The sequence below is a fragment of the Ruegeria sp. CH11 genome, from assembly GCF_056537105.1.
Window position 1 is genome coordinate 236,305 of sequence record NZ_JBQFQX010000005.1, and the last position, 12,338, is coordinate 248,642.

Here is a 12,338-nt window from a genome sequence, read left to right on the forward strand (position 1 = left end):
AACACTTCGGGGCAGGGCCAATAAACATGGGGGCATGAAATGCTTGCCTACAGCGTTCGGCGACTACTGGTTGCCATTCCGACGATCCTGTTGCTGATCGTCGCCTGTTTTTTCCTGATGCATGTCGCGCCCGGAGGGCCCTTTACCTCGGAGCGGCCCCTGCCGCCGCAGGTTCTCGCCAATATCGAGGCGCGCTATGGGCTGGACCAGCCGCTTTGGAAGCAGCTTTGGGACTACCTCTACAACATCGTCGTGCATTTCGATTTCGGCCCGTCCTTCAAGTTCAAGGACCGGGACGTGAACGACATTATTGCGCAGGGTTTCCCGATCTCCTTGACCTACGGTTCGCTCTCTTTCCTGCTGGCAACCGTTGTCGGCGTTGGCCTGGGGATCGCGGCTGCAATCAAGCATAACAGCTGGATCGACTACTTCGCGGTTGGTCTGGGTATTGCAGCGCAAGCCCTGCCGAACTTTATCATGGGCCCCATCCTGATCCTGACCTTCACGCTTTGGCTGGGTTGGTTGCCGGGCGGTGGCTGGAATGGCGGACAGTGGGAGTATCTGATCATGCCGGTGATTGCCCTGGCGACCTCGTACATGGGGTCGATTGCGCGGATCACTCGGTCGTCGATGCTTGAAGTCCTGAACTCGAACTTTATCCGCACGGCACGCGCCAAAGGGCTGCCCACACGCACAGTGATCTGGCGTCACGCGTTGAAGCCGACGCTATTGCCGGTCGTGTCCTACCTAGGCCCGGTTTTTGTCTATGTGCTGACCGGTTCGGTCTTTGTCGACATCTACTTTTCGACCGGTGGTCTGGGTCAGGCCTATGTCGGGTCGGCCCTGTCTAGGGACTATGCGGTGCTATTGGGAGTCACCATCCTGTACGGAGCGCTAACCGTGATCGTGAACCTGCTGACCGACCTGGCCTACGCCTGGTTCGATCCGAAAATCCGTTATTGAGGGGCTGGCAATGCTTGGAAAATCACAAAAAGCTGCCCATCTGGCGGAAGAAATCACCGATTACACGGTCATTCAGGGGCGCTCGCTCTGGCAAGATGCGCGGATGCGGTTCGTCCGCAACAAGGCCGCGATGGCCAGCGTTATCATTCTGGCACTGATCGTGCTGTTCACCATCATCGGGCCGTATTTTGCCGTCTGGAGCAACGAAGAAATCGACTGGAACGTCATGGGAGATGTGCGCGGGATGGGCATGCCTTCGGTTGAAACCGGGCACTATTTCGGTGTCGATGATCTGGGGCGCGACTTGTACAGCCGGGTCATTCAGGCAACGACGACATCGCTGCTGGTGGGTCTGATCGGGGCCGCAACCGCTTTGATCGTTGGAACCTGTTATGGCATCGCCGCAGGATATATCGGCGGACGCACCGACAGTGTCATGATGCGGTTTGTCGATATCCTTCTGGCGATTCCTGCAACACTGGTCATTATCCTGTTACTGGTTGTCGCGGGGCGATCGTTCTTCATGTTGTTCATCGCCCTTGGCGCCGTAGGTTGGCTGACCATGGCCCGGATTGTGCGGGGGCAGACATTGACCCTGAAGAACCGTGAGTTCATCGAGGCCGCCCGCGCCGCCGGTGTCAGTGAATTCACCATCATGTATCGCCATATCCTGCCCAATCTTTTGGGCGTGGTGATCGTCTATGCCTCGCTTCTGGTGCCCGAGATGATCCTGACGGAGAGTTTCATTTCATTCCTCGGCCTTGGGATTTCGGAACCTTATACCTCGTTGGGGCGCCTGATCGCCGAAGGGGCCGGAACGATGGGCTATGGAACCCTGTGGCAACTGCTGTACCCGCTGACATTCTATGTCGCGATCATCATCACCATGTTCTTCATTGGTGATGGATTGCGCGACGCGCTGGACCCGAAGGATCGTTGAGATGAGCCTATTCTCTGTTAAGGACCTGAGCGTCCGGTTTGACACCCCCGATGGTGTTGTCGAAGCCGTCAAAGGTATCAGCTTTGACATCAACCCAGGCGAATGCCTTGGTATCGTCGGTGAAAGTGGGTCCGGCAAAAGCCAGACCTTCATGGCTGCGATGGGATTGCTGCCGCCTGCGGGGCATGCCGCGGGCTCGGCGATGCTGAACGGTCAGGAGATACTAAACCTTCCGGTGAACGGGTTGAACCAGATCCGTGGCGATGACGTGGGCATGATCTTCCAGGACCCGCTGACCGCCCTGACCCCTCATCTGAGGGTCGGCCAGCAGATGCGCGAAGTTCTGCAGGTGCACAAGGGATTGCAAGGCTCTGCAGCGCGTGCCCGCTGCCTGGAGTGGCTGGACCGCGTGCGCATTCCTGAAGCCAAACGGCGACTGGACCAATATCCACATGAATTGTCAGGAGGCATGCGCCAGCGAGTGATGATTGCCATGTCGATGCTGTGCAATCCCAAGCTTCTGATCGCGGATGAGCCGACAACAGCGCTGGATGTGACCGTACAGGCCGACATCCTTGACCTGATGGTGCGTTTGCAAAAGGACGAGGGTACCGCGATTGCCCTGATCACCCATGACATGGGTGTAGTCGCGCGCATGTGTGATCGCATTCAAGTGATGCGTCTGGGCCAGTTCGTCGAGGCTGGCGACACGCGCGAGATCTTTCGTGCGCCGCAGCACGAATACACCCGAACGTTGCTCGAGGCGATGCCGCGCATCGATGCAGGCGACGCGCCCAAGGCATTGGGTAAGACCGAGGAGCCATTGCTTCGAGTCGATGACGTCAAGGTGCATTTCCCGATACATGTTCCCGGCGGGCTGTTCGGGCGCAAGGTGCCGCTGAAAGCGGTCGACGGGGTCAGCTTTGACATTCGCAAGGGTGAGACGCTGGGCGTTGTGGGCGAATCCGGTTGCGGCAAGTCCACATTGGCTCGAGCCGTATTGCAACTGATCGAACCCAGTGCCGGAAATGTCAGTTGGCTGGGCCACCCGATTGTCGGGCTGAAACGGGCAGAGCTGAACAAATACCGCAAGGATTTGCAGATCGTATTCCAGGACCCTCTGGCCAGTCTCGATCCCCGAATGACCATCTCGGCCTCGATCGCTGAACCGCTGAAAACATATCGACCAGACCTGACCGAGCGTGAGCGCAAGGATATGGTCGCCGAAATGATGGAGCGCGTCGGACTGAAGGCCAATATGATCAACCGGTATCCGCATGAATTGTCCGGCGGTCAGAACCAGCGTGTCGGAATCGCCCGCGCCATGATCAACAAACCAAAACTGATCATCTGCGACGAGGCTGTTTCGGCCCTGGATGTGTCCATTCAGGCGCAAATCGTCGAATTGTTGCGTGAATTGCAACAGGAGTTCGGGCTATCGATGATCTTCATCAGCCACGATTTGTCGGTGGTCCGCGCGATTTCCAACCGGATTATGGTCTTGTACCTGGGTCGCATAGTCGAACTGGGGGATGGCGAGATCGTGTGCTCGGATCCGGTTCATCCATACACCAAGTCATTGATCTCGGCGGTCCCGATACCGGACCCGGATGTGGAACGCGCACGCAAGCGTCTCAAATTGCCCGGCGAATTGCCCTCGCCCATGGACCCCAAGGCGGCTTTGCGCTTTCTGCCCAGCCGGTTGGAGACCGGGCAAGGGGACTATGTTCCGCGCCTCAACGAGATCGCACCGGACCATTTTGTCGCCGAGCATGACCCGCTTGAAGCAATCATGACAAAGACGTGATCAGCGCACCCCACCACCCTTTGCGGTGCCTGGGGCGCGTTAACTTCTTTGACTCCGGGCCGGGCCAATGGCAGGTTTGGACCGGTTATCGCCTTTTATGAGAGGCAAAGTTGATTGATCGGGCGACCCGCCCTATGAGAGTGCTCCGGCCAGACAAGCAAAGCGCCGGAAATTTTATGAATTCGAGAGGTCACATGACACGCAAGGTCACCAAGGCGATTTTCCCCGTAGCGGGCCTGGGCACCAGATTTTTGCCCGCCACAAAGTCAGTCCCGAAAGAGATCATGACCCTGGTCGACCGGCCTTTGGTACAATATGCAATCGACGAAGCGCGGGCAGCCGGGATCAAGGAGTTCATCTTTGTGACCTCGCGCGGGAAATCAGCGTTGGAAGACTATTTCGATCACAATCTGGTTCTTGAACAGGAACTAAAGTCGAAAGGTAAGGATGACCTGCTTGAAACGCTCAACGCGACCAACATGGAAAGCGGCGCCATCGCCTATATCCGCCAGCATAAGGCGCTTGGGCTGGGTCACGCAGTCTGGTGCGCGCGTCGCCTGATCGGTGACGAACCATTTGCCGTCATGCTGCCTGATGACGTGATCGCTGGCGAAAAGCCCTGCCTTCAGCAGATGATTGAGGCCTACGAGGAAACCGGCGGCAACATGGTCGCCGCGATGGAAGTTTCGCACGAAATGACAAGCTCGTACGGAATTCTGGATGTGGCTGACAACAGCGGCACGGTTGTTCGTACCAAAGGTATGGTGGAAAAACCCAATCCCGCCGAGGCGCCGTCGAATTTGGCGGTGATCGGTCGTTACGTCCTTGGCCCTTCGGTTCTTTATAACCTCAACCAAAAGAAAAAAGGCAGCGGCGGTGAAATCCAGCTGACCGACGCGATTGCCGAGGATATCGGCAATGGCGTTCCCGTATTTGGTTACAAATTCGCTGGTCAGCGATTTGATTGCGGATCGAAGGCAGGGTTTCTTCAAGCGACCGTCGCCTTTGCGCTGGCCCGAGACGATCTGCGCGACGACCTGCATCAGTATCTGACGGATATCGTTGCTGCAGAACGGGCCGCCCAATAGAAAAATATGCTTTTCTTAAGCGGCTTTGGTTGCGATAGTTAATGTAACGAGTTGATCGGAGGGAAGAGGCATCATGAGCATTGTCTACCCGGTAATTCTGTGCGGCGGGTCAGGCACGAGGCTTTGGCCCCTGTCACGAAAAAGCTATCCAAAGCAATTCGTGCCCCTGATCGGCGATACAACTCTGTTGCAGCAATGTGCGTCCCGTTTGCGTGGACCGGATGCTGCGCCCTATGCCAAACCGCTGATTCTGACCAACGAGGCCTTTCGCTTCATTGTGCCCGAACAATTGGCCGCGATTGGGCTTGATCCTGGTCCAATTCTTATCGAACCCGAAGGGCGCAACACTGCATCTGCTGTGCTGGCTGCGGCCATGTATCTGGCGAAGGAACATCCAGATGCGGTGATGTTGGTTGCTGCCTCGGATCACGTCGTGCCAAACCCGGATGCCTTTCACGAGGCCGTAAATCAGGGCGTCAAAGCCATCACCTCTCGCAAGGATCTTGTGACATTCGGGATTACCCCGGATCGGCCAGAAACCGGTTATGGCTATCTGAAACTTAGCCAAGCCCCCGACCCTTCTGGTGAGGCGGTGCCATTGGATCGTTTCGTTGAGAAGCCCGATCTCGACACCGCCAAATCGATGGTTTCGGACGGCAGTTTTCTTTGGAATTCCGGTATTTTCCTTTTTGCCGTTGGCGACATTCTGCAGGCCTTCGAAAAACACGCGCCTGACATGATGGCCCCCGTGCGCGAGGCGGTAGACAAGGCCAAGACCGATCTGGGGTTCCTGCGGCTTGACCCGGAATCCTGGAGCGGCGTTCAGGACATCTCGCTTGACTATGCAGTCATGGAAAAGGCCAGCAACCTCAGCGTGGTGCCCTATGGGGCTGGATGGTCGGACGTGGGCAGTTGGTCTGCTGTTCAGGAACTTGGCGCACCCGATGCAGACGGGGTTGCGACCATGGGCGAGGTGACTGCGATTGACTGTCGGAATGTGCTGATACGATCCGAATCCCCTGCGCAGGAGGTCGTTGCGCTGGGGCTCGAGAACGTCGTCACCGTCGCCATGCCCGATGCGGTTCTGGTCGCTGACATGAGCCGCTCTCAGGATGTAAAGAAAGCCGTCGAAGCGCTGAAAGCGAAGGGAGCGAAACAGGCGGAATCGCTGCCGGTAGACCATCGACCGTGGGGCTGGTTCGAAAGCCTGGTGATTGGCGACCGGTTTCAGGTCAAACGCATTCATGTCCATCCGGGTGCGGCGCTGAGCCTGCAATCTCATCACCACCGATCCGAGCACTGGATTGTCGTCGAAGGCACCGCCGAGGTCACAATTGGCGACGAGGTGAAATTGGTATCCGAAAACCAGTCTGTCTATATCCCGTTGGGGGCTAAGCATCGCATGAAGAACCCCGGAAAAGTACCGATGGTTCTGATCGAAGTGCAGACGGGCACCTATCTGGGCGAAGACGACATCATTCGCTACGAAGACGTTTACGCCCGCAGCTGACGGGCAAATGCAGTGCAAATCCGTTAACAGGCGCTTGAGAGGGCGTTCGGCCAAGTCAGGCCGGATTCACGACATCCAAGGCAGTTTGGCGCGCAATCATTGTCGGGCCGACAGCTATAGGAGGATGCCCCGTGCCGCAAAACACACCCAGACTGAACCTGCCCTTTCTGCAACCGTCTCAGGCGCAGAAACATGTGACGCATAACGAAGCACTGCGTCTGTTGGACCTGACGGTTCAGCTCACGTTGACCTCCACTGATGCGACAACGCCGCCAGCGGTGCCAGATCAAGGCGAGATACATGCGTTGGGCCCTGCACCGACGGCGGATTGGAGTGGTCATGCCCATGAATTGGCCGCCTGGATCGATTCCGCCTGGCATTTTCTGGCACCAATCGCCGGTTGGCAGGCCTGGGATCTGTCTTCGGACCAGCTCAAGATCTGGGACGGTTCGGATTGGGTGGGCCCGCCGGTGGCGACAGATAACCTGCCCGGTGTCGGGATTGCGACGGGGTATGACGGCACAAACAAATTGTCGGTCCGCGGCCCTGCAACGTTGTTGACCCATGAAGGCGGTGGGCATCAGTTAAAAATCAACAAGGCCAGCACAGGTGATACTGCATCGCTGCTGTTCCAATCGAATTGGACCGGCCATGCCGAGATGGGCTTGTCCGGCGACACCGGCTTCTCGATCAAAGTCTCCTCTGATGGCGGCACCTGGATCGAAGCCATGCGGTTCGACCCGGCGACCGGAGCAGCCAGCGGCGCCGCCGTTCAGGCCAGTGCCAGCGACACGACGTCAGGCCGCCTGATGCGCGCCGACTATGGGTATGGACCGGGCAACCTGCTGGGGGTGGTCTCAGAAAGTGGCGGTCTTCCGTCCGGCGCGGTAATCGAGCGTGGCTCAACGACCAATGGCGACTACGTGCGCTTTGCCGATGGCACGCAAATCTGTTCGGCCACGCTGGATCCGGTTGCTTGCACCAGTGGTGAAGGCGCTTTGTTTGCCAGCCCCGACGCGACCTGGACATTTCCCGTGGGCTTTGCGCCAGGCACGGTCCCGGTAACCAGCGGCAGCGGTGGGGCGGGTGTCAGGTTCCTGGGTTGCGATACCGCAACCGACGCTCAAGTGGTGGTCAAAGTGCTTGCGACCGCCTCGGACGAAACGGCAATCGCGCCCACCGTCGTGGCAATTGGTCGCTGGTTCTGATCGATGTGGGCCGTCCGCAGCCTTGCGGACGGTCTAAAGGTCTGCGGTCCAGACTCGGTAGCGGCCCTGCCCGGTAACCTCGCGGATCAATCCGCGGCGCGAAAAGATATCCAGGTTTCTTTGGGCCGCAGCACGTGATGCGCCAGTCAGTTCTTCGGCCAGCGGAGCGGACACCATCGGCCATGCGGTCAGCACGTCAACCAATACCGGGGGGGTACGGCCGCTCAGATCACTGATGAGGTCTCGAGCCCGCTCTTCCCATGTCGAGATGCGATCAAGGTGCAGCAATGCGGCCAACGCCGCCTGACCGGCACCATTGAGCCAAGCTGCAAGTTTCTCAACCGGTTCGCCTGCACCGCGCAGTGCGCCCGGTCCCGACAGTGCCAGAGGCATGAACAACGCGCCGCCCCTTCCCATGCTGGCGGCGTGGCGGGCCGCGATGATTGCGGCCTCGGTATCCTGTCCGATCCCCGGTGAGATCGCGCGCCAAGCATGAAAGGCAACTGCGGCATGCGTGACCGGATGCAAACTCTGGGTCTCATGCAGGACGTCGGCAAGATCGGCGATTGCCTCAGGCACATCCTCGATACCCTGTGCCTGACGGTCCAGAAATGCGGTCAACCCGCTCTGCCAGCCGCCCTCGGACGGGCCCGCGCGCATTGTCAGTCGTCGCACCGCCCAACCGGCGCGCGACAGCGCCTGCACGTCATCGCCGGTGGCACCGATCCGCAGCCCGGTCCACAGGGCCAGACGATCCACGCTAACCCGATCGCCGGTCCACCAACCCAGATCCGATACTTCCATCAATGCAAGCCGGTGCCCCCACCCTTTTGGACCCGCCCGCAACCGTTCGTCCAACGCGCCGAAGGTCGCCGACAATTCAGCCAATTCAAACGCCAACTCGGCCTGCGCGGCACGCCAATCCCGCACATCAAATAGCGAATTTCGCTCTGCGCGCGGCAAGGGCGGCAAAAAGTCGTCTGTTTCGCTGCCATCCTTGGGGGGAAGGAACCAAAGATCCTCCTCGTCCGGAGGATCTGCATCATAGATGCTTTGCGGTCCTAGTTCCGCATCGTCGTCGTCAGAAACTGATTGCACCGTTTTTGGCTTCATACCCGGTATTCTTTGAGCATTTAGCGCCGTTCACAAGCGATTTTCACCAATTTTGACAGGTCAGCCACTAAAGATGTTTTGCAGGCTGTTCAGCCTGTCTGTCAGATCCACCTGATCGTCGCTTCCCAGCAACATATAGCCATAGCCGTCCCTGGCCCAAGTCGCGGTGGCGAGGCCGCTGAGGATCGCCTCATTGACGTTTTTGTTCGGGGCCGCCTGGCCTTGCCGGATGACGCAGAATGCAAATGGTTGCCCCTCGGCATCGGCAAAAACAACCTGAACCAAAAGTTTGCCTTTGAACGACAGAACCTGCGCCCGCTTCAAATCCAGCCCGGGCAAGTTTTCAAGCGCGCCCCGATTCAGAGACCGACCCAGCTGCGCTTCGGCCTGAGCGAACTGGGCGTCCAGTGCCTGCGGTGAATTGTCGAGTTCAAGGATCGTGTCCGGCGAATAGAGCGACTGATAGATCGCCGCTTGCTGCGCCCAACCCAACTCGGCCGGGCGTGTCGCCCAATAAGTCGCCGACGCCGCAATTACCGCGACCGAGGCCGCAACAGCCAGCAATCGCAGCGGGCCTGCCCCCGCTGTCGCATGGGCGACAGGCTGCGGGTCGGGCAAATCGACCTGCAAGGGCTTCGACGGCACGGCATCAAAGACCTGCCGAACCACCGGTGCAATTGGATCCAGCGCCATCAGACGAGCCTCAAGCGCGGAATCCTCGGCAACCGCATCCTCGATCGCGGCCGCCTGCGCTTCGTCCAGGCTGCCATCGAGGTAAGCCAAAAGCGTTTCGTCGGAGACCTTCATTTGCCACTCCGTTGCACGATGTCGGCCGCATCGTGCTGCAACACGGTTTTCAGTTTCTGCCGGGCGTTGGAAAGCCGGCTCATGATTGTACCGATGGGTACGTCCAGCATGGCAGCGGTTTCGCGATAGCTGTATCCCTCGACGAACACAAGGACTACGGTTTCGCGCTGCGCCTCTGGCAGTGCCATCACTTGTTCAAACACTTCAGCAGCAAAAATATTCGTTTCTGCGTCAGGACCGATTGCAACCAAATCCGCCTCGGGCGTAACAGACAGGGCCTGCGCCTTGCGAACCGAGCGCGCGCGCAGCTCATTCAGCCAGATTGATCGGCAAATCGTCATCAGCCAGCTGTCCAGCCGGGCATGCGAAGTAACCTGATGGTGACGTTCCAACGCCCGCAGGCACGTGGCCTGCAGCAGATCATCTGCAATGTCGGATGCACCGGACAGCGCCAAGCCGAAACGCCACACCCGTTTGGAATGTGTCTGGATGGCGCCGCGAACGGCCTGTTCGGAACTTACTTCGCCATTCATCGAATAAACCGAAACCTGCGCGTGTTTGTCTTTGCATGGGATCTGGCCCGCTTGTTCTGAACTGGCATAAACTTTGGAGGAAAGAAATGAAACTTCTGCTGAAAACAATCACGATTGCGTCGACAATTATTGCAGGGCCGACATGGGCGGCGGACTGGACGTTGAATTCCGAAGCCTCTCACCTGGCGTACGGAACCATCAAGATCGACGATATTGGTGAGGTCAATTCCTTCACCAACCTGAGCGGCCATGTCAGCGAGGAGGGTGAAGTTGAGATCGACATCGATCTGTCCTCGGTGGAAACCAATATCGACATTCGCAATGAACGGATGATCGAACATGTCTTTCGTAAGGTTGCCACGGCAAAACTGACCGCTCAGATCGACATGGCAGCAGTCTCGGAACTGGACGTCGGTGCAAGCACGACGGTCGAGGTCGACGCGGCGCTGGAGCTAGCTGGTACGGATGTCGAGTTCTACACGGATATGTTCATTCTGCGCGTGGCAAAGGACGCGGTCATGGTTTCGACCAACGATATGGTTTTCATCAGCACCGAAGATGCGGGTGTATCTGCCGGTGTCGACAAACTGATGGAACTGGCGGAATTGCCGGGTATCACCCGCACCGTTCCGGTGACCGCCCGTTTGATATTCAATCAGAAAGGCTAGGCTTTGTCCGCATGTCGGGCGGCCATCAGAGCCAGCAATTGTTCTTTGGCCCGCGCGATATGCGAAACCAGCAGGTCGCAGGCTGCGTCGACCTGACCAGCCTGCGCCAGTTCAAGCATTTCGCGATGTTCCCGCCGGGCCGCTTCCCGTTGCTGCATGACGCTCAGATGCATGCGGATGTATCGGTCGGATTGCAGAGAGATTCGGTGCAGCAAGTCGTTGGTCAGACCGCGACCGGCCGGGGCATAAAGCGCCGCGTGAAATCGTTGGTTCAGTGCCCCCCATTGGGCGATGTCATCCGCGTCGTAAGATGCTTCCATCTTTGTCAGGATATCCTGACACCGTCCCAGTTGAGCCGTGGTCAATTCGGGAATCGCCCGGCGGAACAGATCGACCTCAAGCAAGCTGCGCAGGTCGAAAATTTCGGCGATCTCTTCAGGTGAGTGCGTGGTGACTGTTGCGCCGCGGTTGTTGGCCAATTGCACCAGGCCTTCTGCGTCCAGTCGTTTCAACGCCTCACGAACAGGCATGCGGGACACCGCATAGTCATCGGCCAGAGCCTCTTGCCGGATCGTTTCACCTTCGGCCAGCTCGCCGCTGAGGATACGTTCGCGCAGATCGCTTGCGATCACTTCGGGAAGGCTTTGCCGGGTGATTGCGCGGTTCGACATCACCTGGCCCCCCAGGTGTCGCCCAGACGGTAACCCCCGGGCCATGGATCGTCCGGGTCCAGCATGTGCTGATGCGTGCCGGTGATCCACGCCCGGCCCGAGATTTCGGGAATGATCGCCGGACGTCCGTTCAGGTCAATCCGATCAACAATCCGGCAGCGGAATTCGCTGTCGATGACCGAGCGTGCGTGATAGCGATCTGTTGCCTGCATCTGCCCCTTGGCCAGCATGACCGCCATCCGCGCCGATGCCCCGGTGCCGCAAGGCGAACGATCCAGCTTACCCGGCTTGATCGCCACCGTGTTTCGGCCAGTCAAAATATCCCCTTGCCGCTTTATCGGTCCAGCAAACTGGCAGAACGAAATATGGTTCCAGTCCTTGCCCGGATGGCTGAAGCCCAGCTGTTCGTTGGCCGCATCCGTGATCCGCGCTCCGGTCCGCGCCAGATCAGCCCCTTCCTCCGGCGTCAGATCAAACCCCAGGTCCGCCGCCTCGACGATCACAAAACTGTCGCCGCCAAATGCCGTGTCGACACGCAGCGTTCCGATCCCCGCGACTTCGATTTGCGCATCCAGCTTGTCGGCAAAGCTGGGCACATTCTGCACGAAAACACGCTCGGCCTTGCCGTTTAGGCACTCGGCCCGTACGCGCACCAACCCTCCGGGCGCTTCGAGCGTCAGTTGCGTTTCAGGTTCGCGCATGTGCAGGATGCCACTGTCCAGCAGCACGGTTGCCACGCAGATTGAATTCGAACCGGACATCGGCGGCGTATCTTCAGGCTCCATGATGATGAATGCCGCATCAGCGTCGGGGTGTTTGGGCGGCACCAGCAGATTGACATGGCGGAATACACCGCCGCGTGGTTCGTTCAGGACAAAGCTCCGAAGGGTCTGGTCGCTTGCGATAAAACTGCGCTGATCCCAGATTGTTTCGCCCGGAGGTGGGGCAACGCCGCCGACGATGACATCGCCCACCTCGCCTTCGGCATGGGCCGAGATAACATGGATGGTTTTGCTGCTCCGCATGGCTT

At 58.6% G+C, this 12,338-nt stretch carries 12 protein-coding genes; 7 read left to right on the forward strand and 5 right to left on the reverse strand.

Translation table 11 applies throughout. The annotated features are described in order from the left end of the window. The first annotated feature begins 39 nt into the window (after positions 1-39). From oppB to ACR0LX_RS10790, 6 genes are all read left to right on the forward strand, one after another. Positions 40-963 (forward strand): oligopeptide ABC transporter permease OppB, encoded by a 924-nt coding sequence (oppB, locus tag ACR0LX_RS10765; RefSeq protein ID WP_480783723.1) that lies wholly within the window; start codon positions 40-42, stop codon positions 961-963. 10 nt (positions 964-973) lie between these two features. After that, complete coding sequence (locus tag ACR0LX_RS10770) at positions 974-1,903, forward strand: ABC transporter permease subunit (RefSeq protein ID WP_480573715.1); 930 nt, start codon at positions 974-976, stop codon at positions 1,901-1,903. A gap of 1 nt (position 1,904) precedes the next feature. Next, on the forward strand, positions 1,905-3,710 hold the full coding sequence (locus tag ACR0LX_RS10775) for an ABC transporter ATP-binding protein (protein ID WP_480783724.1): 1,806 nt from the start codon (positions 1,905-1,907) through the stop codon (positions 3,708-3,710). Positions 3,711-3,904: 194 nt separating this feature from the next. Next, on the forward strand, positions 3,905-4,798 hold the full coding sequence (gene galU, locus ACR0LX_RS10780) for a UTP--glucose-1-phosphate uridylyltransferase GalU (RefSeq protein ID WP_480783725.1): 894 nt from the start codon (positions 3,905-3,907) through the stop codon (positions 4,796-4,798). A gap of 73 nt (positions 4,799-4,871) precedes the next feature. Then, positions 4,872-6,308 (forward strand): mannose-1-phosphate guanylyltransferase/mannose-6-phosphate isomerase, encoded by a 1,437-nt coding sequence (locus tag ACR0LX_RS10785; RefSeq protein WP_480783726.1) that lies wholly within the window; start codon positions 4,872-4,874, stop codon positions 6,306-6,308. 131 nt (positions 6,309-6,439) lie between these two features. Continuing rightward, entirely contained in the window at positions 6,440-7,516 is a 1,077-nt protein-coding gene (locus tag ACR0LX_RS10790; protein WP_480783727.1) for a DUF2793 domain-containing protein, read from the forward strand. Between the two features lie 33 nt (positions 7,517-7,549). Here ACR0LX_RS10790 and ACR0LX_RS10795 read toward each other — a convergent pair whose 3' ends face one another. From ACR0LX_RS10795 to ACR0LX_RS10805, 3 genes are read right to left on the reverse strand one after another with little or no spacing between them, the layout of a single operon-like run. Then, positions 7,550-8,629, reverse strand: a complete 1,080-nt coding sequence (locus tag ACR0LX_RS10795) for a helix-turn-helix domain-containing protein (RefSeq protein WP_480783728.1) — start codon at positions 8,627-8,629, stop codon at positions 7,550-7,552. A 60-nt stretch (positions 8,630-8,689) separates the two neighbouring features. Beyond that, entirely contained in the window at positions 8,690-9,436 is a 747-nt protein-coding gene (locus ACR0LX_RS10800; RefSeq protein ID WP_480783729.1) for an anti-sigma factor, read from the reverse strand. Next, positions 9,433-9,969, reverse strand: a complete 537-nt coding sequence (locus ACR0LX_RS10805) for an RNA polymerase sigma factor (RefSeq protein WP_480783730.1) — start codon at positions 9,967-9,969, stop codon at positions 9,433-9,435. The genes ACR0LX_RS10800 and ACR0LX_RS10805 overlap by 4 nt, the downstream gene beginning before the upstream one ends. Positions 9,970-10,055: 86 nt before the next feature. Here ACR0LX_RS10805 and ACR0LX_RS10810 point away from each other — a divergent pair, with 86 nt between their 5' ends. Next, positions 10,056-10,637 (forward strand): YceI family protein, encoded by a 582-nt coding sequence (locus ACR0LX_RS10810; RefSeq protein ID WP_480783731.1) that lies wholly within the window; start codon positions 10,056-10,058, stop codon positions 10,635-10,637. On the opposite strand, the gene ACR0LX_RS10815 is transcribed toward ACR0LX_RS10810, so the two are convergent. Together ACR0LX_RS10815 and ACR0LX_RS10820 are read right to left on the reverse strand one after the other, a co-directional pair. After that, positions 10,634-11,311 carry a GntR family transcriptional regulator gene (locus tag ACR0LX_RS10815; RefSeq protein WP_480783732.1) on the reverse strand — a complete coding sequence of 226 codons (678 nt, stop codon included), beginning with the start codon at positions 11,309-11,311 and terminating at the stop codon, positions 10,634-10,636. The genes ACR0LX_RS10810 and ACR0LX_RS10815 overlap by 4 nt on opposite strands. After that, positions 11,308-12,333 (reverse strand): trans-3-hydroxy-L-proline dehydratase, encoded by a 1,026-nt coding sequence (locus ACR0LX_RS10820; RefSeq protein WP_480783733.1) that lies wholly within the window; start codon positions 12,331-12,333, stop codon positions 11,308-11,310. Before ACR0LX_RS10820 ends, ACR0LX_RS10815 begins: the two co-directional genes overlap by 4 nt. Positions 12,334-12,338: the final 5 nt, after the last annotated feature.

Excerpts from the sequence above, each read along its gene's own strand:
- ACR0LX_RS10810 (WP_480783731.1), top strand. The coding sequence starts at position 10,056 with ATGAAACTTCTGCTGAAAACAATCACGATTGCGTCGACAATTATTGCA.
- ACR0LX_RS10775 (WP_480783724.1), top strand. The coding sequence starts at position 1,905 with ATGAGCCTATTCTCTGTTAAGGACCTGAGCGTCCGGTTTGACACCCCC.
- ACR0LX_RS10800 (WP_480783729.1), bottom strand. The coding sequence starts at position 9,436 with ATGAAGGTCTCCGACGAAACGCTTTTGGCTTACCTCGATGGCAGCCTG.
- ACR0LX_RS10795 (WP_480783728.1), bottom strand. The coding sequence starts at position 8,629 with ATGAAGCCAAAAACGGTGCAATCAGTTTCTGACGACGACGATGCGGAA.
- galU (WP_480783725.1), top strand. The coding sequence starts at position 3,905 with ATGACACGCAAGGTCACCAAGGCGATTTTCCCCGTAGCGGGCCTGGGC.
- ACR0LX_RS10805 (WP_480783730.1), bottom strand. The coding sequence starts at position 9,969 with ATGAATGGCGAAGTAAGTTCCGAACAGGCCGTTCGCGGCGCCATCCAG.
- ACR0LX_RS10820 (WP_480783733.1), bottom strand. The coding sequence starts at position 12,333 with ATGCGGAGCAGCAAAACCATCCATGTTATCTCGGCCCATGCCGAAGGC.
- oppB (WP_480783723.1), top strand. The coding sequence starts at position 40 with ATGCTTGCCTACAGCGTTCGGCGACTACTGGTTGCCATTCCGACGATC.
- ACR0LX_RS10770 (WP_480573715.1), top strand. The coding sequence starts at position 974 with ATGCTTGGAAAATCACAAAAAGCTGCCCATCTGGCGGAAGAAATCACC.
- ACR0LX_RS10785 (WP_480783726.1), top strand. The coding sequence starts at position 4,872 with ATGAGCATTGTCTACCCGGTAATTCTGTGCGGCGGGTCAGGCACGAGG.